We start from the raw sequence: 22,770 nt of genomic DNA, 5'->3' as shown, positions 1-22,770 counted from the left end.
ATGCGAGATGAAATGCTCGTGATTTTGAAGAGGCCGGGGCTCAGATCAGCTTGAGGCCGACCTCGGAGCCTTTCTGCCAGACCACCTGAGCGCGGCCGGAAATGCCGACAGAGCGGGCGTTTACCGAAAGCTGGCGCGGCATGGTCTCATTATTGGGGAAGCGGATGCGCAGGCCGGATTCGGAATAGTCCAGCACGATCCCCTTGCGGGTGTAGCCCGATTCCAGGGTGACGGTGGCTTCCCGGTAGACCTGCGCGCGCAGGGGGCGGGCATAGCCTTCGCTGCGCCGCGAAGACGTCACATCTTCAATACGCGACGGGGTAACCGTCTCGGTTTTCCGGTGTCCCAAGAGGCGCGTGAGGATAGACATGCCTGATCCAAAGCAAGAACCATGCCGGAATCGGGGATCTGCCAGTCGCACGATTTTGACGGTTAATGGCGAACGGACCGGGAGGCATTCACCCTCCCGGTCAGTCCTCGTTTCAGCGGTTACCAGATCCGGACGCGCTGTTCCGGCGGCAGGTAAAGCGGCGCGTCTTCGGTGACGCCGAAAGCCGCGTACCATTCATCGAGGTTACGCACGACGCCGTTGATCCGGTACTCCGGCGGGGAGTGAGGATCGGTCAGCAATTGCTGGCGCTTGGCTTCGTCACGGTATTTCGAGCGCCAGACCTGCGCCCAGCCGAGGAAGAAGCGTTGGTCACCGGTGAGGCCATCGATGACGGGGGCCTGCTCGTCTGCGCTGACCACGCCGTCGCCATCGGCATCCAGGCTGAGTTGGTAAGCCTTGTAGGCCATCGAGAGGCCGCCAAGGTCGCCAATATTCTCGCCAAGGGTCAGGCGGCCATTGACGCAGGTGGCCCCGTCATCGAGCGGGCAATAGCCGTTATACTGCGCCACCAGCGCGTCGCCGAGCTGGCGGAAGGCAGCCTGGTCTTCCGGGGTCCACCAGTTGCTGAGCGCGCCGGACGGGGCGTATTTGGCGCCCTGGTCGTCAAAGCCGTGGCCCATCTCATGGCCGATCACCCCGCCGATCGCGCCATAGTTCACGGCCGGATCAGCAGACAGGTTGAAGAAGGGCGGTTGCAGGATGGCGGCCGGGAACACGATCTCGTTGAAGGCCGGATTGTAATAGGCGTTGACCGTTTGCGGGGTCATGAACCATTTGGTCTTGTCGACCGTTGTTCCGAGGTCGGACAGATTGTCTTCCATTGCCCATTTGGCCGCCGCCATGGCATTGTCGAGGGCGTTGGAGGTGACCACCAGGGTTTCGTAGGTCTCGAACTTGTCGGGGTAGCCGATCTTGGGGTTGAAGCTGTCGAGCTTTTCTTCAGCCTTCACCTTGGTCTGGTCGCTCATCCAGGTGAGCTCTTCGAGATTGACCGCCATGGCCTTGCGGAGGTTGGCCACGAGTTCATCCATCGCCGCTTTATTCTCCGGCGGGAAGTAGCGTTCGACGAACACCTTGCCGATGGCCTCGCCCATCACGCCCTCGGTTGAGGAAACCGCGCGCTTCCAGCGCTCACGCTGCTGGGGCTGGCCGCGCAGGGTGGTGCCGTAGAAGGCAAAGACTTCACGGTCGATCTCATCGGGCAGGACATCTGCATGATCGATCAGGAAATGGGCTTTCAGGTAGGCTTTCCAGGTGTCGAGCGGCGTTGCGTTTGCCAGCCGGAACATCGCCGGGAAGCCGCCGCCCAGCTTGGTGGCGTCTTCAGCCGAAATGCCAGCCTCCGCCAGTTCTTCCTGGGTTGGCGGAACCTGCGCGACGAGGAAATGCCCCTGATCGCCGACGCCGATCGTGTCGAGCGCGATGGCGGCGGGGAAGGGGCCGGCCATGGCGTAGAATTCATCGCGCGAGAGTTTGTTATAGGTGATCTCCGGATTGCGCGACAGGGCGCGGTCCCAGTGTGTCTTGGCCATCTCCGTTTCAAAGGCCATGACGTCTGCAGCCGCCGCTGCCGGATCAGCATACCCTGCCTTGCCGAGCAGGTCTGTCAGCAGCTCCACATATTTGGCGCGCTGCTCGACAGATTTTTCGTCCGTCTTCAGATAATAGTCCCGGTCCGGAAGGCCGAGGCCGCTGAGGCCCATCTGGAAGATGTAGGTTTCCGGGTCCTTGTCATCGACAAACACATAGCCGCTGATCGGCGAGGCAAAGCCTACCATGGCCGTCAGACGGCTGACATCCTCGATGCTGGCAATCGCGTCGATCTGATCGAAATAGGGTTTCACCGGCTCCAGCCCGGCGGCGTTGATCGCATCCATATCGAGATAGGCGGCGTAATAGGCGCCGATCTTGCCTTCGGGCGTATCGAGGGCCGGGCCGGCCTTGGCGAGATCTTCGATGATCAGGCGCACGCGCTGTTCGGATTTTTCGCGGAGCAGGTCAAAATTTCCATAGCGCGAACGATCCGGGGGGATTTCGATCGTGTCGATCCAGGTGCCGTTTGCATGGGTGTTGAAGTCATCGCCGGGGCGCACTGCGGTATTGAAGGCGGTGAGGTCTACGCCCCAGTCGCCCCAGGTGTCGGGCGCGGAGAGGACGAGGCCTTCGGGTGTCGGGTATTTTCCGTCGCTTGCCTGGCTGGCGGGCGGGGTTTCAGCCGGGACAAGCCCGGTTTCCGGCGGCGATGCAGGCGCTGTGGCGCAAGCGGTGGTGAGCGCGATGACTGCCGCGCCAAGGAGCAAACGTTTCATTTCCGGTCCTCCGACTGTTTGCAAAAACGACCGATGGCCGGGATACCCGGCCATCGGCTTACTGATTAATTTGGGTGGTCGCGCATTAGGCTACTCTGCCGGGTGGGCCGGCGCGCCATGGCCGCCCTGGCTGGTGCCCATCAGGGCCTCTTCATCCAGTGTAACATGGCCGGTATAACCCTCGCCGATCTGGCGATATGGCTTGCCGCCCCATGTCCAGCGGAAGATCCGCCCGATTTCCACGCCGACCGCATAGAGTGCGGGCACCATCAGCAGAGACACGAACAGCGCGAAGGCAACGGCATAGCCCAGCGACACAATCATCGGCTGGAGGAACTGTGCCTGTACGGAGCGCTCCGCCATCAGGGGCAAAATGCCGACGAAGGTTGTGACCGAGGTGAGAAGGATCGGCCGGAAGCGGGAGACGCCCGCATCGACCAGCGCCTGCACGGCCCCGGCGCCTTCATCTCGCCTGCGGTTTACATAATCGATCAGCACAAGGTTGTCGTTGATGACGACACCGGCGGCGGCCGCGATGCCGAAGAAGGCGAACATGGCCATAGGCACGCCGCTGATGGCGAGACCAAAGATGGCGCCGCAATAGGCGAAGGGCAGGGCCATCATCAGCAGCAGCGGCTGGGAATAGGACCGGAACGCCACCGCGAGCAGCATGTACATCGCTCCGATACCGATCAGCAGAAGGCGGCCGATTTCGGCAAAGAAGCGCTGTTCCTGCTCATACCCGCCTGCTTCGCCGCGGATCACATCCGGGAATTGCTGGCGGAAGCCCGGCCAGAAATCCTGCTCCATCGCGCCCATGATCCGTCCCCGGCCGCCATCTCCGAAGATCTCGGCAGAGATGGTGACCGAACGCATCCGGTTGCGGCGGATGATGCGGTTGATGCCCGGCGCGAATTCGAATTCGGCGACCTGTGTGATCGGGATCTCACGGCCATCGGCGGTGCGGATACGGAGCGTTTCGAGGCTGTCGAGATCCTCGCGTGCCGATTCCGGGAAGCGGACCATCACGCGGACATCTTCGCCGTCGCGCGGATTGCGCTGGGCTTCGATGCCGTAATAGGCCTGCGCCACCTGGCTGGAAACATCGCTGAGAGAAATGCCCAGTGTTTCAGCGCCGGGTTTCAGCGTGACGCGGATTTCCTCGGCCGATGAGGAGAGGTTGTCCGAAATGTCATAGGCTTCCGAATAGGTGGCAAGGTGGTTTTTCAGATAGTCGGCCGCTTCGCGGAGCCGGTCGAGTTCAGGATGGCTGAGCGCGAACTGCACGCCCGTGTCTGCCTCATTGAAGGTGAAGGCAAACTCGATTGTCTCGGCATCCTGGATTTCACCGGTGGCTGCGCGCAGCTGTTCGGCGATGTCCTTGGAGCGGATGGTTTCGGGACGTTCCTCGGGCGGAACGAGGCCGATGAAGGCCTGAACCTGGCGGCCGGCCGCGATCAGCGAGGCATCGCGGATCAGCCCCTCCTTGACGTCCGGATACTGTTTGGACAGCTCCGCCTTGGCGACATCGACGCCATTCTGAAGCTGGTCGCGCACCTGGAGCAGGCGTTCATACGGCGTGCCATCGGGCATCTCGATGCTGACCTGGATGAGATCGGCCTCGATTTCCGGCATGAACTTGAAGGGCACGATGCCGGTGGACTGCATCGTCACGGCAATCGCAAACAGCGAGAAGAAGAAGGCGACGGTGGCGTAACGGAAGCGGATCGCCTGTTCGAGCACCGGCTTGTAGAGGTTGTTGGCAAACCACAGCATGCTGTCGGCGATGCGCCGCTGCATGGCCATGAAACGGCCCGTGCGCCCGCCAAATTCCTGCTTCTTCATGTGCGACAGGTGGTTGGGCAGGATCAGCATCGACTCGATGATCGAGAAGGTGAGCGCGGCGACCACGACAAAGCTGATCTGCTGGGTGAACATGCGCGTCGGGCCAGTGATGAAGGCCCAGGGCAGGAAGGCGATGATGGTCGTCAGCACGCCGAAGATCACCGGCTTCATCACCATCTGGGTGCCGGCAATGGCAGCGTCGAGACCTTCACGCCGGCCGGTTTCCACCTCCCTGTGGATATTCTCGCCCACGACAATGGCATCGTCGACGATAACGCCGATCACCAGCAGCACGGCGAAGGTGGAGAGGATGTTCCACGAGACGCCGAAGAACGGCATCAGCATGACGGCGCCGGCAAAGGCTGTGACGATGCCCACGGTGACCCAGAACGCCACGACCGGGCGCAGGAACAGGATCAGCACGAGCATGACCAGCAGGGCGCCCTGCAGCGCCGAGTTGGTGATCAGATCCATCCGCGCATCGAAGGTTTTGGAATCGTCCCAGAGGATGTCGATCTTCATGCCTTCGGGCAGGATGCCATTGGCCGGATCATTGGCCCGCTCGATATAATCGCGGAAGCCCTTGGCATATCTCGGGATGTCCATCTGATCGGGCTCTGGTGTCATCACGAAGATGGTGTTGCGGCCGTTGAAGGTGGTGCTGAGCTTGTCACTGACGAGACCATCGATGACGGTGGCGACATCGCTGACGCGGACGGTGCCTTCATTGCTGGTCTGGCGGATGACGATGTCGCCGAACTGCTCGGCCGAGTCGGCGACGTTGCGGGACATCAGCGAAACATCGCCCACGGGGGATTCGATGCGCCCGCCCGAGGAGTTGAGCGAGGTGCTGCGCACGGCGGCGGCCACATCGTTCAGCGACAGGCCGAACCGGCGCAGCGCTTCTTCGGACACTTCGATGCTGACCTGCTCATCCATCGTGCCCTGCATGACGGCGAGTTCACCGCCGGGAAGGCGGGCGATGTCGTCGCGGACCTTCTTGCCGATGCGGCGGAGCGTTTTCTGGTCAACGTCGCCATGGACGACCATGCCCATGAACCAGTTGCGCTGTTCCCAGCGCGTCACCTGCGGGCGATAGGCCGCCTGCGGAAGGTTGTTGATCTGGTCGACGCGGATTTTGATCTCGTCGAGGAAGACATCCATGTCGATGTCGTCCCGGCCGCGGATGTTGACCACGCCGGAGCCTTCGGTGGCGACTGAGGTAATCCGGTCGAGGCCGTTAATGCTGGCGACGGCCTCCTCGATACGGGCAACGATCTGTTCTTCGATGTCGCGCGGGGAGGCGCCGTTCCAGGCGACCGAGACCGAGGCCCCGGAAACCTTCACGACCGGGAACATTTCCCGTTCCATCGCGCTGTAGCCGAACACGCCGCCGGCAAAGGCGATGATCATCAGCAGGTTGGCGGCAACCGCGTTACGGGTAAACCAGGCGACCAGGCCGTTCATTGCGCGCTCCCTTCGCCGCCTTCCTGGGTGCCGGCATCAGCGAGCGCTTCGGCATCGGCCTTTTTCTTTTCGCCATGCACCTTCACCGTCCCGTCAGGCAGGCGCTCGAGCACGGTGATGCTCATGCCGTCGAACGCTGCCTGAATGGGGCTGGTGATGGCGAGTTCACCGGGCTCCACGCCGGAGCGCAGATACGCGCCGGTGCGATCGGAAAACGCCACATCCACGGGGCGGATGGAGAGCTTTCCGGTTTTCGGGTCGCCGATGAACAGGCGATTGTCACCACGCAGCGCGGCGCGCGGCGCGATCAGGATATTGTCCAGCTTTGCGCCTTCGATACGGGCATTGACGAACAGGCCGGGCGCCATCGGCGCGCCGTCATCGGCGCCTTCACCGAAGGGGTCTTTCAGCTCGGCAAAGACATTGATCTGGCGCGTCTGCGAGTTGATGGCCGCGCCGGTGCGCACGACTTCGCCGATCCAGGTACGCGGCTGGCCGCCGACGACAGCGGAGAATTCGACGCGGGGGCCGGGGGTCTGAGCCGTCGAGGAAAACGCAATCGGCAGGCCAAGCTGGCCAAGGTCGGCATCCTTCAGCGGCAGGGCAACTTCCACCACATCGGTGGCAAAGATGTTACCCAGCGACTGGCCCGGCGAGACGAACTGGCCAATGTCAGCCGAGCGTTCCCGCACGCGGCCATCGAAGGGCGCGATCACGGCGGTCCGCCCGAGGCTGAGTTCAGCCTCGGCGAGTTGTGCCTTGGCCGATTCCAGGGCGGCGCGGGCTTCGGCCAGCTGCGGTTCCCGGCGGGCGAGCGGGGAGGCATCCGACAGGCCAAGGTCGGTCAGATCCTTCTGCGCGAGTTCTGCTTCTGCAATCTCGCGGGCAAGGCCCTGTTCGGCACTGGCGACAACCGACCGGGCACGGACGACAGCAAGCTCATAGTCAGCCGGCTCGACACGGACGAGCACCTGGCCACGCTTGATGAAGCCGCCATCGACAAAATCGGGCGAGACATAGGTGATGCGCCCGGAAATCTGCGGGGCAACGATGATCTCACGCTTGGGGCGCACTTCGCCCTGCGCTTCGACGGTGATCGTCAGGGAGCCGGATTTGACCTGTTCGGCAAAGACGTTGAGGCCGGGTCTGGGCTCGTCATTCTTCTCCGGTTCCGGCTTCATCGCCGTGACGGCAACGACGCCTCCCACCCCCAGCACAAGCAGGATGGCAATTGGTGCGATGATGGCGATCAGGCGTCCCATGGCGTCTATCTCCTGCCGCTTTCGGCGGCGTCAGTGTCAAACAGGTCTTCCTCGGAAGCGAGTTCCATCCCCGGAACCCCGCCACCCAGAGCGAGATGATAGTTGATGCGGTTGCGGGCGCGGTCTGCCCTTGCCGATACCAGCTGGCTTTCTGCTGTCAGCCGGCGCGTTTGTGCGTCGATCAGGTTGAAGATATTCACTGTACCGCTGGAATACTGGCGCTCGGCGATTTCCTCGGCGAAGCGGGCTTCCTCCAGCGCGCGGCCCTGGGCCTCTTCCTGACGGGCAATCAGGATGTCCGCCGTCAGAGCGTTCTCCACCTCGCGCCAGGCATCCAGCGCGGCGCTGGCATAATTGGCGACAGCCGCTTCGGCCTGCGCGATGGCCGCCAGGCGCTGGGCGTTCAGGCGCCCGCCGCTGAAGATCGGCTGGGTGATGCTGCCGATCAGGCGGGCGGCGATCAGCGAGGGATCGAGCGCGTCGGAAATGTCGGTCTCGCTGGTACCCGCCGAGCCTGTGAGGCTGAGGCTGGGCAGCAGCGCGAGGCGGGCTTCTTCGGCGCGCAGGCCAGCGCCGACAATCCGGGCTTCCAGCGCGGCAATGTCCGGGCGGCGCGACAGGAGGAGGGCGGGATTGCCCACCACATCCATCGGCGGCAATTCGGGAATGACGGCCGGGGCGGTCAACTCGGCCGAAGGATAGCGGCCCAGCAGCACTTCCAGGCTGCGGGTGGCCTGGGTGGAGAATTGACGCTGCGCCGCGATGGCGGCTTCGGCCTGGGCAAGCGCGCTGCGCGCCGTGCGCAGTTCCAGCGGCCCGTAAATACCGGCGCGCACGCGCGGCTCCGTCAGGTCCACCGCGCGCTGACGCGCTTCATAGGTGAGGACGGCAATGCGTTCCTGCGCGAGTGCTTCGTTCAGGTTGATCCAGGCAATGGCGGTCTGGCCGGCAATCGAGAGCTCTGATGCGGCAAGGTCGGCTGCTGTGGCGGCATATTCGGCATCGGCCTGCGCGATGCCGTTGGAAATCCGTCCCCAGAGGTCGAACTCCCAGCTGGCATTGAGGCCAAGGCCATAGCTTTCGCCATTGATGCGGTCGGTTCCGCCGCCGGGCAGGACCACGCCGGTCGAGGTGCCGCCAAAGCTGCCCGTTGCGGAGAGGGAAGGCCACCGCGCGCCCCGCGCGCTGCGGACAAGCGCGGCAGACGCCCGCAGGCTGGCGGCGCGGGATTCAAGAGTGGGATTTGCGACAACGGCTTCTGCCACCAGTTCATTCATTGCGGGGTCGTTGAACTGGTCGAGCCAGTTGCCCGTCTCGGCTACACCGGCAACGCCGCGCGCCGCCCATTGGGCGGGCGCGTCCGGCGTGCTGGCGAACAGGGCTTCCCGGTCGGTGGCCAGACGCTCCACGGCGCTCGGGGAAGTGGCACATGCCGCAAGCATGGCCGTGCCCATAAGAAGGAAAGAATTTTTCATGCGGTTTCCGGCGCTCCGGGCTGCCTTGGGGTTGCGATACGCTTCTACTTGCCGAGCGTCAATGAGAAATTATCGATTTTCAATAACTTTTTGTCCTTGCTCATCAACATTCCATCTCGACCTACAGATTTGCCGATCTTGGCTTCACGCTATGGGCGCGGTAGCCGCTAAACAAAGGACCGGATAGAATCCGATGTCACAGGTGGCGTACTTATGAGCGATGGATCTGAAACAGACGGTTTACAGCCGCCCCGGCAGTCGATGACGCGCCGCACGCGGGATTTTGCAGTCCTCGTTCTGACGACCGGCACGGTGATGCTGATCTTGGCGCTGACAGGCTCCCTCGGCCTGATCGAGGCGCTGACCGCGATGTTCGTCATCGGGGCCATTGCGGCGGCTTATTATGTCGGCTCTGCTGCCATGCAGCTGCCCGCGCCCGCCAAGCCGCTCGAAGCATCCCGCCGCGAGGGGATGGCCCTCGCGGACTTTCTTTCCGCCCTGCCGCTTCCGGCTTTTGAGGTCAGCCGGGATGAGCAGAGGATCACGTCTTTCAACCAGCCCGCCGCGGTTTTCCTGCGGCTCGGCCAGCGGCGGTCCGCGCCGCCGCGCGCCAGTGCCATCATCCGCGCGCCCGCTTTGCTGGCCGCCATCGAGACCTGTTTCAATGCGGCGGGGCTGGGCTCTGCCGAAATCGAGATGGAAATCGGCCCGGAGGAGCAGTGGCGCGCGCATATTCATCCCATTCCGGGGAGTGGGAACCTGATGGTCGTGCTGGAAGACCTCACCCCGGTCAAACGGGCCGCGCGCGCGCGCGCCGATTTCCTGGCCAATGCCAGCCATGAGCTGCGCACGCCGCTGACCGCCATTTCCGGTTTCATCGAGACCATGCGCGGCCCGGCCCGGGAGGACAAGGAGTCCTGGGACCGCTTTCTCAGCATCATGGCGGGGGAAACAGAGCGGATGAGCCGCCTGATCGCGGATCTCCTGTCCCTTTCGCGGATCGAGAGCGCTGAACATGTGCAGCCGACGGCGCGGGAGCATTTCGGCGATATCGTCATGAGTTCGGTGGACGCATTGCAGCCGCTGGCGAGCGAGAAGGGGGTTGAGCTGGTATTTGATGAGCCCGAAGCTCTGCCGGCGGTGACCGCCAATCGGGATGAACTCATCCAGGTCGTCGAAAACCTCGTCTCCAACGCGATCAAATATTCCAAGGGCGGGCACAAGGTGACGATCCGGTGCGGCGTGGCGGCCGATGCGTTCGCGGCGCGGACCGAGGCGGCGCAGGCCTGGCCGGACAGCGAGCGCATGACCCTGCTGCAGACCTCAAACCGCGTGGCCATCAATGAGCCGACGGTCTGGATGCGGGTGGAGGATCAGGGGCCGGGCATTGAGCGGGAACACCTGCCGCGCCTTGGCGAGCGGTTCTACCGCGCCGATCAGAGCCGGGGCGGCAAGATCACCGGGACGGGGCTTGGCCTTGCCATCGTCAAGCACATCATGGCCCACCATCGCGGCGGGCTGGCGGTGGAGACGGTGATGGGGCAGGGCACGGCGTTTGGCGTCTGGTTGCCGGCTGCGCGGGAAAACCAGGGTGTCTAGCTGATCGAGAGTGTCCCTGAACGGTAAAGCCCCCGGGGCGGGGGGCACCGGGGGCTTCCTTCCGTCTGGCGAGATGGAATGCTGGGCTTGTCAGCCCGCAATGCGCCGGACGTAGTCGTATTCTTTGCGGCCTTCGCGCTTTCTTGCAGGTTGGAATGCAACGGCTGCGTGCTCAGCGCAATAGGGTCCGCAGTCTGCCTTGCGTCCGCAGAAAGCAAATTTCGGGTCGGCGGGGTCGCCGATCGGCCATTTGCACATGGAGTCGCGCAGGGTGAGGATGGTGGCCGGGGTGCCGTCTGCCATCGGCAGCGGCGGCAGCGGGGCAAGGGCGGTGGCGCGCTCCGGGGCGGCCGGAACATCGGTCAGGCCAGGAAGCACTTTTGCGGCCGGTGCTGCTGCAGGTGCTGCAGCGGCGGGGCTTGCCGCCTCGACCACGAAACGGGGCTTCGGACGCGCCAGGCGCGGCGGACGCTTCACAGGGCGCGACGGGGTCGCGCGGCCCGACAGGCCAAGGCGGTGAACCTTGCCGATCACGGCATTGCGGGTCACCCCGCCCAATTGTTTGGCAATCTGAGAAGCCGAATGGCCTTCGGCCCACAGCTTCTTGAGCACTGTTACCCGTTCATCAGTCCATGACATGGCTTGCAGGTCTCCCGCTTTGGGCTGAACCCCATACTGAGCCCAAACCCACTAGATGTTGTGACGGCTGGTAAACGCCGCCCCTCTCGACACCTAGATATCGTATCAGGACCGAAATGAAACACAACATGGGCCCCGCGCTTTCCACAGAGTTTCTATATGTTGTGTTAAGGATTCCACAGGCAGGCGGGCCGGAAAAGTCGAGGCGCACCCCTCGCGCAACCCGCGCGCATCGCTTATTTGCCTTGCATGGATACGATTCCCGGCACTTCGCAATCTCGCCTTCGCCAATATGGCGCTTTCAACGGCCTTGGCCTGTGGACACTCTACAAAAGGGAGGTTGGCCGTTTTCTGAAAGTCTGGATGCAGACCGTTTTCGCCCCGGTGGTGACCACGCTGCTGTTCATGACGGTGTTCAAGCTGGCGTTCGGGGATCGCGGGCGGCTGACGGGCGATTTCGAGGGGCTGAATTATAACGACTTCCTGGCGCCCGGCCTGATCATGATGGCGATCCTGCAGAACGCCTTCGCCAATACGAGTTCAAGCCTGCTGCAGGCCAAGTTCAATTCCACGCATGTGGACTTCCTGATGCCGCCGCTGTCGCCGCTGGAGCTGACGATTGCGTTCCTGGGCGGGGCGGTGACGCGCGGCCTCGTCGTGGCGGCGATCTCCGCGATTGCGATCCAGCTGTCGGGGCTGGCCAATCTGTCGGTGGCGCATGTCTGGCCGATCCTGTGGTTCACCCTCACCTCGGCCATCATTCTGGGGGCGCTCGGCGCCTATGGCGGCATCTGGGCGGACAAGTTCGACCATCTGGCCGCAGTGACCAACTTCGTGATCGTGCCGCTGACATTCCTGTCGGGCACCTTCTACGACATCAAGGTGATGGTCGAGCCGTTCCAGACCATCGCGCATTTCAACCCGATCTTCTACATGATCGACGGCTATCGTTATGGGCACCTTGGCGTGGCCAACGGGTCGATCCTGGTGGGCGTGGCCTATACCGGCATCCTGTCGCTGGTATCCATGGTCTGGGTCTGGCTGCTGTTCCGCAAGGGCTACAAGCTCAAGGCCTGACGAAGCGGAGCGTCCTTACTGCGCTGCCCTTTCGATGTCCTTCCGATAGCTGCGTGTTGACATCAGCAGACAGACGATGCTCGCCGCGTTGAAGAGCAGGATCAGCTCCAGCGCGCGGGCAAGCGGCTGGGCGGCGCCCTGGGCGGCGAAATGATCCGACAGGAGGCCGGCAATCAGCGGACCGCAGCCGATACCGACAAGCGTCAGGCAGAACAGCATGAAAGCGGAGGCGAACGACCGCATCCGCAGCTTCACGAGCTCCTGCGAGGCCGTATAGGCGACGCTGGCATAGATGAGGCCGATGAAGCTCGGCACGATGTTCCAGGCATAGGCCATCTCTACTGTCGGCGCGCGCAGGAACATCCACGCAAAGGGCAGGGCAATGGCCGCGCAGAGCGCGATGATCAGCGGGCGCCAGCGCAAATCCTTCTTCGACAGCGTATCGCAGACCCGCCCGAGCACAATAGCTCCGACGCTGCCCACCCCGCCGATCAGGATGCCGAGCGGCAGCGAGACCTGGCCAGGGGAAAGACCATAGGTGCGCTGCAGATGGCTGGAGGTGAAGACAAGAAAGGCGTTTGCCGAAATGCAGATCAGCAGGCATCCGGCAAGGAGCCAGAGATAGGATGACTGCCCGCTGATGAATTTCAGCGTTTCACCGATTGAAGGCGCGGGGCCATCATCCCTGCGCTGGTCGGCAAGGCCGCGGACGGGCTCGCGAATGCCGAAGCGGACGATCAGGGCCAGGATCAATCCCGGAACACCGGCGACGAAAAAGGCGACCCGCCAGCCATAGAGTTCATAGATATACCCCCCGAGCGCGAAGCCCGCCATGATGCCGAGGCCGATCCCGCTGGTGTAGATGCCAAGAGCCATGGCGCGTTCCTGCGGTGGGTAGAGGTCGGCGATCATCGATGTGGCAGGCGGGGTGCCGCCAGCTTCTCCGATCCCCACGCCCATGCGCGCAAGGAGAAGATGCCAGAAATTCTGTGCCAGACCCGAGAGTGCCGTCATTGCCGACCAGAGGCCGAGCGCCAGGGCGATGATATTGCGGCGGTTGCCGCGGTCGGCCCACATCGCGACGGGGATACCGATGGTGGCGTAGAAAGCAGCGAAGACGAGACCAGTAAGCCAGCCGACATGCGCGTCGGTGAGGTTGAAGTCCGCCTTGATCGGCTCCAGCAGGATCACGAGGATCTGCCGGTCCACATGGTTGAATGTGTAGGTCAGGGTCAGGACCGCAAGGATCCAGGCGCGGCCGGAAATCTTCGGAGCGGCTTGCGGCAGGGCAGGGCTGGTCATGCCGCAGTCTCCAGACGGCTGAGGAAGGCAGTGATGGCGGAAACGGCCTGGGGTTCATCCAGGATGGGCGCATGGCCGACGCGCGGCACGGTGGCGAGGGTGGCATCGGGATACCGCTTCGCCATCCTTTCTGCTGTCTCCGCCGACAGAATGTCGGAAATCTCTCCACGGATGATCAGCAGGGGCGCCTTTTTTGCAGCGCCGAACAGGCGCCACATCAGGAAGCTGGTGATGGCGCCGGGCTTTACCTTGCCCAGCGATCTGGCAATTCCGGGATCATAGGCGGGGACGACCTGGCGGGTCGGCAGCTCTTTGTAAGTGCGCCGGGCAAAATCCATCCAGCGCTCATCGGTCATGTCCGGAAAGGCGGCGCCCTGAAGTGTCTTCACGGCGGCTGCCGCACTCTCCCAATCGGTGACGGGGGCGACCTTGCCGGCATAGGAGGCGATCCGCGCGATGCCGGTTTTCTCCACTGCCGGGCCGATATCATTCAGCACGATACCGGCCACGCGCCCCGGCGCGGCCCGCGCCATGAGCAGCGAGATCAGCCCGCCCATGGAGGTGCCGATCAGGGCGGCGCGTTTTATTCCGAGCGTATCGAGCAGGGCCAGCATGTCCCTTGCGTAGACGGGCGGCTGGTAATTGTCGGTATTCGGATCATAGGCAGATTTCCCGCGCCCGCGCACATCCACCGCGATATAGCGATAATGGCCGGGCAGGGCGGCGATCATCGGCTCGAAATCCTGATGATTGCGCCTCAGCCCATGGATGCAGAGCACGGTGAGGCGGGCGTCTTCAGGGCCATAGGATCTCGCGTAAAGTGCCAGGCCATCCTGCGATGTCCAGGTGATATCGGTGCCCTCTGGCAGCATGCGCCTTGTCTCCCCCTACGGAAGCTGATGTTCCGTTTTCAACAGATGTTGAAAAATAGACGCAAAGCGCGCACAAAGGCAAGCGCAATGGGCCACTTTGACAAGCAGGCTGTCTGGTTCATACCCTAAGGGGAACAAGGCCTGAGGAGGAACACCCTGACCGCGCGTAGTAAAACGCCGCCGCCGAAAGCAGATCGCCGGACCGCCATCCTGGATGCGGCCGAAGCCGAGTTCAGTGCCCATGGTTTCGACGGCGTCACCCTGCGGACAATCGCCAAGCGGGCAGGGGTCGACCTTGCCCTGCCAAACTATTATTTCGGCCCGAAGAAGCAGTTGTTCGACGCGGTTTTCATTCGCCGGGCGCAGATCGTGAACCTTTGGCGCGAAGAGGCGCTGAAAGCCGCCATCGAAGCAGCGCGCCCGCAGCCGCCCACCGTCGAGGCGATCATCCGGGCGTATCTGGAGCCGATGCTGACCGGGCCGCATCTGGAAGATCAGGGCTGGAAGAATTACTACGCCCTCGTTGCCTATGTGAACAACTCGCCTGGTTGGGGCGGCCGGCTGATGGCGGAGCATTTCGATCCGCTGATCCGCCAGTTTCTGGACGCGCTGCGCCTCTCGCTTCCGGGAATGGACGAGAAAGACCTCTATTGGGGCTATCAGTGTTTCTCTGGCGCGCTGACCCTCGCGCTCGCCCAGACGGGCCGGATCGACCATCTCTCCGGCGGTGTATGCCGGTCTGATGACCTCGCCGACGCCTGCGAGCATATGGTGCATTTCATCGCCGGGGGCTTTGAAGCGCCCCGCCGCGCGGCGCCCGCTGCCCTCACCCCTCCGGCGCCCAAGCGCCGCGCCGCAAAGCGGGGTTAAAACCCCGGCTGCCGCAGGGGCGGCGGCAATCTCATCCGCATAAGGAAAAAAAGGGCGGCGCCGTGAGGCACCGCCCTGAAGGTAGGTCTGGAATGGTTGTGTCTCAGTGTCCCCGCGAGACACAGCCGGGAGGAAACGCTCCAGACCTAGAACTCGTAATCCACACCGATGCTGAAGGTGCGCGGATCGCCATAATAGGCATTCAGCACGCCTTCCAGGCCCAGCGTCGGCGCGCCGGTGACCGGGTTGATGAAGTTGTATCCGGCCACTTTGTAGCGCTCGTCCGTCAGGTTCTTGCCGGTGAAGGTGAAGCCCCAGCGGCTGTCATCCGGTTTCCAGCGAAGGCCAAGATCAACCAGCGTGTAGGCTTCCTGGTCCAGCGGGCTGCGAACTTCAAACTGGCTCGACTTGCTGCGATAGGAGGCGAGGGTGTTGAGGGTCAGGCGGCCCGGCTTCTGCAGGATGTGGAAGGGCGTGTCATAGGTCAGGCGGAGGCTGCCCGTCCATTCCGGCGTGTTCTGGAACACGCGCTGGTCTGCCACGTCATTGCCGAAGGCGTCGATGAACTCGTTGAATTCCGCATTGATATAGCCAACCGACAGGGCCGAGGTGAGCATATCGGACTCGTTGAACATCTCTTCGCTGAGCACCGCTGTGCCTTCAAACTCGATACCCCAGAGGTCTGCCGAGGCGGCGTTAGTGGTCACGCCGGTGAAGGTGTCGTTGACGCCGTCACCATTGGTGTCGATGCCGACCGAGCCTGGGATCTGGACGTTCTGGTAATCCATAAAGAAGCCGGCGAGGCTCGTCTGCAGGCGGCCCTCAAAGGTGCTTGCTTTCCAGCCGATCTCGTAGCTGTCGACCTCTTCGGGTTCGAACTGCATGAAGGCGAACACTTCCTCCGGAGAGACCGTGCCGTTCTGATCGAGATCGGGCGCGGCGGTGGTCTGGCCACGCGGGTCGAACGAGCCGCCCTTGAAGCCCTGGGAATAGGTCGTGTACAGAGTGTGGTTCTCAACCGGCTTGTAGGTCAGCGAGACGCGGGGGCTGAAATCATCAAACTTGGCGGAGCCGTCAAAGTTTGACGTTGTCGCGATCGGCACGCCGGGCCCACCGAAGAAGGGCGAGAAGCCGCCAATATAGGTGCGGCGCAGGACGATCGAAGACCGCTTGTCTTCTGTGTACCGCCCGCCGAGCGAGATGGCGAACTGATCGGTCAGGTCATAGGTGAAGTCGGCGAAGATCGACCAGGTTTCGGTGCTGACTTCGCCAAAGGTCTGGGCGTTCAGGCCCGGCAGGCCGAGGAGCGCGCCCGTGGTGCCGAGCAGCACGTCAAACACGGTCGAGGAGTTGGCATCCAGATAATAGGCGCCGACTATGCCGTTCAGCCGGTCACCGGAATACAGAACCTGGAACTCGTTCGACAGCTGATCATTGGTGTAGATGCCGGGAACATCGACGTCTGCAACCGGCAGGGCGTCGAAGTCGATCGGGCTCGTGCCTTCATCTTCACGGTAGGCGAGGATATTCTTCAGCGTGATCGTGTCGCTGACCTCATATTCAGCCACCAGCGATCCGCCATATACTTCCACTTTCTGCTCTACCACATCCAGGCCGGCGCGGTTGTCATAGACATTGCCAAGCACGGGATATGTCGAGGGCGGGAAAAGATCCGGGATCAGACGATGCCCCTGACGGGCATTCGACTCGTCATTCATATAGTCGCCCGCGAGGCGCAGCTGGAAGGAGTCCGTGACATCCCATTCGGCGGAGAGGCGGGCGGAGAGGACGTCTTTGTTGTAGTTGTCTTCGCCGGTGATCAGGTTCTCGCCGAAGCCGTCGCGGGTGAAGACGCCGATGCCGCCGCCGATGCGGAAAGTCTCTGCCAGCGGCACCGAACCGGACGCCACCACATCCTTCTGCCCATAGCTGCCCAGCACGCCGCGCGCCTTGAAGGTGGGATCATCCGAGAGGCCCTTGGTGACATATTTCACCGCGCCGCCAATCGTGTTGCGGCCATAGAGCGTGCCCTGCGGCCCACGCAGAACCTCAATCCTTTCAACGTCATAGACCTCCAGAACCGCGCCCTGCGGACGGTTGAGATAGACGTCATCGACATAGATGCCGACGCCCGCCTCAAAGCCCGAAACGGGGTCCTGCTGGCCGACGCCGCGGATGAAGGCGGAGATGGTATTGTTCGTCCCGCGCGAGACTTCCAGGGTCACGTTGGGGGAGATCTTGGCGACCTCGTCCATGGTCTGGATGCCCAGGTCTGCCAGCAGGTCGCCGCTGAAGGCGGAGACCGAGAGCGGCACGTCGAGGAGGTTTTCCTCGCGGCGCTGGGCGGTGACGACGATGGCGCCGAAGCGGCGCTCGTCAGAGGCGGCGGTCTCTTCCGGCGCGCCTTGCGCATAGGCGGCGACCGGCGTGAGCGCCGTGGCGCACATCGCCAATGCCATGAATCGATTGAATTTTACGGCCATATTGTCCTCCCGTATGCCCGTTAGCGAGCTTTTTTCAACAAGCGTTGATTTTCAACAGGTGTTGAAATGACAGGGCCGGCGCGGCCTGTCAATGTGTTCCGGGTGCAACACTGGTGGCCCGCGCGCGGCAGCGGGCGCGGGAAAACTCCAACGGAAGCTTCGATTGGTGGGCAAGCTCCCGGCCAGCTTCCAGGGGGCGGCCTGTGTCAGGTATTTCCTCCTGATCCTATCCCAGACGCCACGTACGTCTGCTCAAGTTTAGGACCCTGAAGCTAGGGCAGAAAACCCATGACTCTGCAGCTCAGCTGACTGTCACACGGTCGCAAAGCGATTGATTGCCGCTATGCCTCTCATCGGCGGAGCCCATCTCGTTGCGCCCGACAATTTTTGAGAAAAACTGACTGCATGAAACTCAATCCCCATTCCATGCATCGGCCTTCAATTGTTCGATCTTGTCTCGCGACCGCTTTTCAACAAGCCCCCGCAGGACCTCTGCCCGCTCACCAAGCCAGGCTAATTCTTCGACCGTGATCGCATAATGCTCTGAGTACCGCGCATCAACATATCCGCGTTTCAGCAGTTCAAACAGACGCCGGTCGTGCTTGGTTTCACGTGGCCAGGCGGCGATCAGGTCTGGCTCGATCTGCTCTGCGAGGGAGCGGAGGAACTTAATGCTGTGCGTCGATGGTGAGTAGTTTGTCTCTACAAGGAGGAGGCAGGTATAGGCGCGCTCCACGGCTTGATGATATGTGAATGCCGCGTCTCTCAAATTGCGTTGAGTCACGTAGAAGCTGGCGCCCGTGAGGGCCTGCTCAATGCGGGGAAACCTTTCCTCAAAATGCTTCTCAGCCGTCGCCAGCGCCTCCTCAGCCGTCAGCGGCTGTGGCGTCACGAAAGGCGTGCTGCCCTTGAGGTCGTAAAGCGCGATGCCCTCTTTGATGATGTCCGTGAAGAAGTATTGGCCCTGCCGGAGAGCATCGTTCACCTCCTCCATCGTATGCACGATGAAATTGACCGGTGTCCTGATGCCTGTCTCCCGCATGATGCGGTCTTCGGCCCGGTACCAGTAGGTGGCGAATTCGACCAGAGTCTGGTGATTGACGACGATCAGCAGGTCATAGTCGCTGAGGTATCCCTTGGCGGTATGGGGCTCGTCCACCCAGGTCCCGCGCGCATAGGACCCGAACAGGATAATCTTGAGGATGCGGCCTTGCTTCTTCTTCGGGGAAGAAGCCCCCGCCATGGCGTCGGCAAATTCCTCGAACAGGATCTCCGTCACGCGGGCGAGTTCGCGCTGCTTGCCATGAGGGAGGTGGTCGAGGTCGGTTCGCATCATGGTCATCTTAAGGAGCGCCGCATGGCGTGCAAAGCGCCAATCCTCCCTTCAGCCGAGCCTCTTATGAGCAGGAAACTGAGTCAGAGTGCGCTGTGCCCTAGTTGGTTGGCTGCCATTCGAAAAGGTCCAGCGTTTCGTCGCTCGGGCGTTTGCCTTTCAGACGGTCAAAGCAGGGGTGGGGGATGTGGCGGCCCGAGGGGAGGACTTCGGAGACGAAGGTGCCGCCATGGGAGGGCTTTGACACGCGGATAGACGCGCCGCAGATCGGGCAACTCTCGGCCCAGCCCTGGCGGGGCGGGGCGTCGCGGCCATCGGGGCGATAATAGATGGTGGCCGCCACGCGGGAGCGCTCCGGGCTGGCATTGGCATTCCGGAAGTGTTCCTTGCGGTGAATCCACATCTTGGGGGCTCCTCTACGCTGCTGGCGCTAGGGGTAGCAGTGTAGTGGTTAAAGGAGGGTGAGAACGGAGCCTACTCACGGCCCGTTATTTCGCCACCGGAAAAACCGGCGAAACCTGTCTCATCGCTATCGCCCGGCGCCGCCTCGTCAGCCTCAACGCGATGAGCGCAAAAACAGCGAAACGACGCATGACACCAAGACAGTTGCTCTGACGGGCTGGCGCCCGCCGAGGGTGACGAGAGAGTTGAGGGATAAGCGCGCTTATTCAGTGGGGTTTACAAAACAGCGGACCCGTCGGCAGTTGGCCAAGTCGCGAAAACCAGACAGAAAAAGCCCGCCCAACCGAACATCCATTCAACACTCTGCTCGTTGAAGTCAGATCCCCAAATCCTCTTCCCGCAGTCGCTTGACCTCGTCCCGTAGCCGCGCGGCCGTTTCGAACTCGAGGTTCGCGGCGGCTTCGCGCATCTGTTTTTCGAGGCTGGCGATGGCAGCCTTGAGGTTGTGCCCGGTTTCACCCCGAAGTGGCAGGGGCTTTTCTTCGGCGACGCCGCGTTCGCGGTTGCGGCGGGAGCGGGAGGCCGAGGGCTTCTCGCCGAGTTCGGAGAGGATGTCTGACACGGCGCGTTTGATGGTTTGGGGCGTGATGCCGTGCTCGGCGTTATAGGCCATCTGTTTTTCGCGGCGGCGGCTGGTTTCGTCCATGGCGCGCTGCATTGAGCCGGTGACCCGGTCCGCATACAGAATGACCTTGGCCTCGGCATTGCGCGCGGCGCGGCCGATGGTCTGGACGAGGGAGGTTTCCGAGCGCAGGAACCCTTCCTTGTCGGCGTCAAGAATGCCGACGAGGCCGCATTCGGGAATGTCGAGCCCCTCGCGCAGGAGGTTGATGCCGACGAGGACATCGAATACGCCGAGGCGCAGGTCGCGGATGATCTCGATGCGCTCGATGGTGTCGACATCCGAGTGCATGTAGCGGACCTTCACCCCGTTCTCGTGGAGGAAGTCTGTCAGGTTTTCCGCCATCTTTTTCGTCAGGGTGGTGATCAGTGTGCGGTGGCCGCGGGCGGCGGCGGCCTTGGCCTCGGCCATGATGTCGTCGACCTGGTTGGCGCCGTCATTGGAGACGGGGCGAACCTCGACCGGCGGGTCGATCAGGCCGGTGGGGCGGATGACCTGCTCGGTGAACACGCCGCCCGTGCGCTCCAGCTCCCAGCTGCCGGGGGTGGCGGAGACGTGGACCGTCTGGGGACGCATGGCATCCCATTCCTCGAATTTGAGGGGGCGGTTGTCGATGCAGGAGGGCAGGCGGAAGCCGTATTCGGCGAGGGTGGACTTGCGGGAGAAGTCGCCTTTGAACATGGCGCCGATCTGGGGGATCGTCTGGTGGGACTCGTCGGTGAAGACGAGGGCGTTCTCGGGCAGGTATTCGAAGAGGGTGGGGGGCGGCTCGCCGGGCTTGCGGCCGGTGAGGTAGCGGGAATAGTTCTCGATGCCATTGCAGGAGCCGGTGGCGGCGAGCATTTCGAGGTCGTACTGGGTGCGCTGCTCGATGCGCTGGGCTTCGAGGAGTTTTCCGTTCTTTTCAAAATGGGCGATGGTGGTCTTCAGCTCCGCCTTGATCTTCTCGATGGCCTGGTTGAGCGTCGGGCGCGGCGTGACGTGGTGGCTGTTGGCGTAGATCTTGACCTGGGGCAGCTTCTGCATCGTCCGTCCCGTGAGGGGATCGAACTCGGTGATGGATTCCAGCTCATCGCCGAAGAAGGAGAGCTTCCAGGCGCGGTCCTCATAGTGGGCGGGGAAGATGTCGATGACATCGCCCTTCACGCGGAAGGCGCCGCGGCCGAAGGCGACATCGTTGCGGGTATACTGGTTGGCGACGAGGCGCTGGGTGACGTCCTTGGGGTCGATCCGGTCGCCGGCCTTCAGGGTGAAGGTCATGGAGGTGTAGCTCTCCACCGAGCCGATGCCATAGAGGCAGGAGACCGAGGCGACGATGATGACGTCGTCGCGTTCCAGGATGGCACGGGTGGCCGAGTGGCGCATCCGGTCGATGGCCTCGTTGATGGAGCTTTCCTTCTCGATGTAAAGGTCCGAGCGCGGAACATAGGCCTCGGGCTGGTAGTAATCGTAATAGGAGACGAAGTATTCGACCGCATTGTCCGGGAAGAAGGATTTGAACTCGCCATAGAGCTGGGCAGCGAGGGTCTTGTTCGGCGCGAGGATGAGGGCGGGGCGCTGGGTGGCCTCAATGACCTTGGCCATGGTGAAGGTCTTGCCTGTGCCGGTGGCGCCGAGGAGGACCTGGTCGCGCTCGCCGCCCTTGATGCCGTCCACAAGCTCGGGGATGGCGGTGCGCTGGTCGCCCGCGGGTTCGTATTCGGAGGCGACGCGAAAGCGCTTGCCGCCTTCCAGCTTCACCCAGTCCCGGTCCGGCCGGTGGGGCGTCCACTGGTCTGACGGGAGGCGGCCGGCGGCATCAAGCGCGGCGCCATCGAAGGCGAAGGCAGCAGAAGCGTCAGCGACGCCGCGAGCGGGGGGACGGGAGGAGCGGGCCATGCCGGCCATATTGGGCCGGGCGGGGAGAGAGTAAAGGGTGTTCTTGTATTGTTCGGTGCGCTGGACCGGGGCCGGAAAGACGCAAAGCGAGGCTTCGCGCCGTCCCGGCCCGGCCGCTGCCGGGAGAAACCCGCTTAGCTGGTGGGCGCTTCGGCCATCGCCGCCGCTTCAGATGCCGCCGGAGCGGCAGCGACAGCCGGGGCTGCCGGCTGGAGCGTCACGCGCAGCGGGTTCGGCACGAGCTCCTGCGTGGCGCCGTTATTGGCGTCCACCAGGGCGCCAATGCCGCCGCCCAGGATCACGTTGCCGGCCATGCCCGCACCGCCGCCGCCAGACATCTGGTGCGTGACGTTGTGGGTGGTGGTTTCAAAGCCTTCCTTCGCAATCGTGACGGTGAACTCGGATTCGCGCTTCACTTTCGGGATGGCGCATGGGGTTGGGCTGCAGCTCAGCCCCAAGCTGGTGGTGACCGATGCGCCGGAAGGCGTGGTTTCGACAACGAAGGCTTCCGTTGTGCCACGTGTGACTGTCGCGCAGGCGGTCAGGGCCACTACCACCGGTAGTAGCGCGAAAATTTTCTTCATTAGGGGTTCCCCAGAATATTTGTTTTAGATCAATACCGGAAGCCGGTCGGATGGTAATCCTCCCATTTTTAAGCGACCGGATTGCTGGACTTCACGCGGCAAGTTTGAGTTTCATGGCGGGGGTGATGCCGCCGATACCCATGTTCGGGCGCTGGTTGTTGTAAGACCATAGCCACCGGGTGGCGTGTTCCTTGACCTCCTCGATCGTGTTGAAGATGAACTGGCCGAGCCATTCCTGGCGGACCGTCCGATTGTAGCGCTCGACATAGGCATTCTGCTGCGGCTTGCCGGGCTGGATGT

General features: G+C 62.8%; 17 protein-coding genes. 3 read left to right on the top strand and 14 right to left on the bottom strand.

What is annotated here, in order from left to right; translation table 11 throughout:
- Positions 1-40 precede the first annotated feature (40 nt).
- The 5 genes from BBF93_RS19585 to BBF93_RS15500 form a co-directional block, all read right to left on the bottom strand.
- On the bottom strand, positions 41-370 hold the full coding sequence (locus tag BBF93_RS19585; protein WP_035601393.1) for a PilZ domain-containing protein: 330 nt from the start codon (positions 368-370) through the stop codon (positions 41-43).
- 119 nt (positions 371-489) lie between these two features.
- Positions 490-2,700 carry a M13 family metallopeptidase gene (locus BBF93_RS15515; RefSeq protein ID WP_114106524.1) on the bottom strand — a complete coding sequence of 737 codons (2,211 nt, stop codon included), beginning with the start codon at positions 2,698-2,700 and terminating at the stop codon, positions 490-492.
- 90 nt (positions 2,701-2,790) lie between these two features.
- Positions 2,791-6,012: an efflux RND transporter permease subunit gene (locus tag BBF93_RS15510; RefSeq protein WP_114106523.1), complete on the bottom strand. Its 3,222-nt coding sequence runs from the start codon at positions 6,010-6,012 to the stop codon at positions 2,791-2,793.
- A complete protein-coding gene (locus BBF93_RS15505) occupies positions 6,009-7,274 on the bottom strand; it encodes an efflux RND transporter periplasmic adaptor subunit (protein ID WP_035601387.1) in 1,266 nt (421 codons plus the stop codon). Before BBF93_RS15505 ends, BBF93_RS15510 begins: the two co-directional genes overlap by 4 nt.
- Before the next feature lie 5 nt (positions 7,275-7,279).
- The gene (locus BBF93_RS15500; RefSeq protein ID WP_035601385.1) at positions 7,280-8,749 is read right to left on the bottom strand and encodes an efflux transporter outer membrane subunit; all 1,470 of its coding nucleotides are present in this window, start codon (positions 8,747-8,749) and stop codon (positions 7,280-7,282) included.
- A 213-nt stretch (positions 8,750-8,962) separates the two neighbouring features.
- Between BBF93_RS15500 and BBF93_RS15495 the strand changes: the two genes are divergently transcribed.
- The gene (locus BBF93_RS15495) at positions 8,963-10,348 is read left to right on the top strand and encodes a cell wall metabolism sensor histidine kinase WalK (RefSeq protein ID WP_084324402.1); all 1,386 of its coding nucleotides are present in this window, start codon (positions 8,963-8,965) and stop codon (positions 10,346-10,348) included.
- A gap of 90 nt (positions 10,349-10,438) precedes the next feature.
- Here BBF93_RS15495 and BBF93_RS15490 read toward each other — a convergent pair whose 3' ends face one another.
- The gene (locus BBF93_RS15490; protein WP_035601383.1) at positions 10,439-10,987 is read right to left on the bottom strand and encodes a GcrA family cell cycle regulator; all 549 of its coding nucleotides are present in this window, start codon (positions 10,985-10,987) and stop codon (positions 10,439-10,441) included.
- A gap of 363 nt (positions 10,988-11,350) precedes the next feature.
- Between BBF93_RS15490 and BBF93_RS15485 the strand changes: the two genes are divergently transcribed.
- Entirely contained in the window at positions 11,351-12,064 is a 714-nt protein-coding gene (locus tag BBF93_RS15485; RefSeq protein ID WP_233349163.1) for an ABC transporter permease, read from the top strand.
- Positions 12,065-12,079: 15 nt separating this feature from the next.
- Here BBF93_RS15485 and BBF93_RS15480 read toward each other — a convergent pair whose 3' ends face one another.
- Together BBF93_RS15480 and BBF93_RS15475 are read right to left on the bottom strand one after the other, a co-directional pair.
- Positions 12,080-13,366, bottom strand: coding sequence for an MFS transporter (locus BBF93_RS15480; protein ID WP_035601379.1), 1,287 nt, complete (start codon positions 13,364-13,366; stop codon positions 12,080-12,082).
- Positions 13,363-14,238, bottom strand: coding sequence for an alpha/beta fold hydrolase (locus BBF93_RS15475; protein WP_114106521.1), 876 nt, complete (start codon positions 14,236-14,238; stop codon positions 13,363-13,365). Before BBF93_RS15475 ends, BBF93_RS15480 begins: the two co-directional genes overlap by 4 nt.
- Positions 14,239-14,379: 141 nt before the next feature.
- Between BBF93_RS15475 and BBF93_RS15470 the strand changes: the two genes are divergently transcribed.
- Positions 14,380-15,108 carry a TetR/AcrR family transcriptional regulator gene (locus tag BBF93_RS15470; RefSeq protein WP_370454426.1) on the top strand — a complete coding sequence of 243 codons (729 nt, stop codon included), beginning with the start codon at positions 14,380-14,382 and terminating at the stop codon, positions 15,106-15,108.
- A gap of 146 nt (positions 15,109-15,254) precedes the next feature.
- Here the strand turns inward: BBF93_RS15470 and BBF93_RS15465 are convergent, their stop codons facing one another.
- From BBF93_RS15465 to BBF93_RS15440, 6 genes are all read right to left on the bottom strand, one after another.
- Entirely contained in the window at positions 15,255-17,591 is a 2,337-nt protein-coding gene (locus BBF93_RS15465; protein WP_114106519.1) for a TonB-dependent receptor, read from the bottom strand.
- 412 nt (positions 17,592-18,003) lie between these two features.
- Positions 18,004-18,924 (bottom strand): HEPN domain-containing protein, encoded by a 921-nt coding sequence (locus BBF93_RS15460; RefSeq protein WP_114107118.1) that lies wholly within the window; start codon positions 18,922-18,924, stop codon positions 18,004-18,006.
- A 100-nt stretch (positions 18,925-19,024) separates the two neighbouring features.
- On the bottom strand, positions 19,025-19,327 hold the full coding sequence (locus BBF93_RS15455) for a hypothetical protein (RefSeq protein ID WP_114106518.1): 303 nt from the start codon (positions 19,325-19,327) through the stop codon (positions 19,025-19,027).
- A 375-nt stretch (positions 19,328-19,702) separates the two neighbouring features.
- Complete coding sequence (gene uvrB, locus BBF93_RS15450; RefSeq protein WP_114107117.1) at positions 19,703-21,886, bottom strand: excinuclease ABC subunit UvrB; 2,184 nt, start codon at positions 21,884-21,886, stop codon at positions 19,703-19,705.
- A gap of 134 nt (positions 21,887-22,020) precedes the next feature.
- The gene (locus tag BBF93_RS15445; protein WP_035600305.1) at positions 22,021-22,470 is read right to left on the bottom strand and encodes a hypothetical protein; all 450 of its coding nucleotides are present in this window, start codon (positions 22,468-22,470) and stop codon (positions 22,021-22,023) included.
- A 91-nt stretch (positions 22,471-22,561) separates the two neighbouring features.
- Positions 22,562-22,770 (bottom strand): integrase core domain-containing protein (locus tag BBF93_RS15440; RefSeq protein ID WP_162786594.1); only part of this gene is annotated, 209 nt, incomplete at its 5' end.

The organism is Hyphomonas sp. CACIAM 19H1 (assembly GCF_003325995.1).
Classification (GTDB): Bacteria; Pseudomonadota; Alphaproteobacteria; order Caulobacterales; family Hyphomonadaceae; genus Hyphomonas; species Hyphomonas polymorpha.
Note: the sequence above shows the minus strand (reverse complement) of the source record. Positions and strands in the feature narration are given on the sequence as shown.

Excerpts from the sequence above, each read along its gene's own strand:
- BBF93_RS15460 (WP_114107118.1), bottom strand. The coding sequence starts at position 18,924 with ATGCGAACCGACCTCGACCACCTCCCTCATGGCAAGCAGCGCGAACTC.
- BBF93_RS15495 (WP_084324402.1), top strand. The coding sequence starts at position 8,963 with ATGAGCGATGGATCTGAAACAGACGGTTTACAGCCGCCCCGGCAGTCG.
- BBF93_RS19585 (WP_035601393.1), bottom strand. The coding sequence starts at position 370 with ATGTCTATCCTCACGCGCCTCTTGGGACACCGGAAAACCGAGACGGTT.
- BBF93_RS15485 (WP_233349163.1), top strand. The coding sequence starts at position 11,351 with ATGCAGACCGTTTTCGCCCCGGTGGTGACCACGCTGCTGTTCATGACG.
- BBF93_RS15515 (WP_114106524.1), bottom strand. The coding sequence starts at position 2,700 with ATGAAACGTTTGCTCCTTGGCGCGGCAGTCATCGCGCTCACCACCGCT.
- BBF93_RS15510 (WP_114106523.1), bottom strand. The coding sequence starts at position 6,012 with ATGAACGGCCTGGTCGCCTGGTTTACCCGTAACGCGGTTGCCGCCAAC.
- BBF93_RS15455 (WP_114106518.1), bottom strand. The coding sequence starts at position 19,327 with ATGTGGATTCACCGCAAGGAACACTTCCGGAATGCCAATGCCAGCCCG.
- BBF93_RS15445 (WP_035600305.1), bottom strand. The coding sequence starts at position 22,470 with ATGAAGAAAATTTTCGCGCTACTACCGGTGGTAGTGGCCCTGACCGCC.
- BBF93_RS15500 (WP_035601385.1), bottom strand. The coding sequence starts at position 8,749 with ATGAAAAATTCTTTCCTTCTTATGGGCACGGCCATGCTTGCGGCATGT.
- BBF93_RS15475 (WP_114106521.1), bottom strand. The coding sequence starts at position 14,238 with ATGCTGCCAGAGGGCACCGATATCACCTGGACATCGCAGGATGGCCTG.
- BBF93_RS15490 (WP_035601383.1), bottom strand. The coding sequence starts at position 10,987 with ATGTCATGGACTGATGAACGGGTAACAGTGCTCAAGAAGCTGTGGGCC.
- BBF93_RS15465 (WP_114106519.1), bottom strand. The coding sequence starts at position 17,591 with ATGGCCGTAAAATTCAATCGATTCATGGCATTGGCGATGTGCGCCACG.
- BBF93_RS15480 (WP_035601379.1), bottom strand. The coding sequence starts at position 13,366 with ATGACCAGCCCTGCCCTGCCGCAAGCCGCTCCGAAGATTTCCGGCCGC.
- uvrB (WP_114107117.1), bottom strand. The coding sequence starts at position 21,886 with ATGGCCCGCTCCTCCCGTCCCCCCGCTCGCGGCGTCGCTGACGCTTCT.
- BBF93_RS15505 (WP_035601387.1), bottom strand. The coding sequence starts at position 7,274 with ATGGGACGCCTGATCGCCATCATCGCACCAATTGCCATCCTGCTTGTG.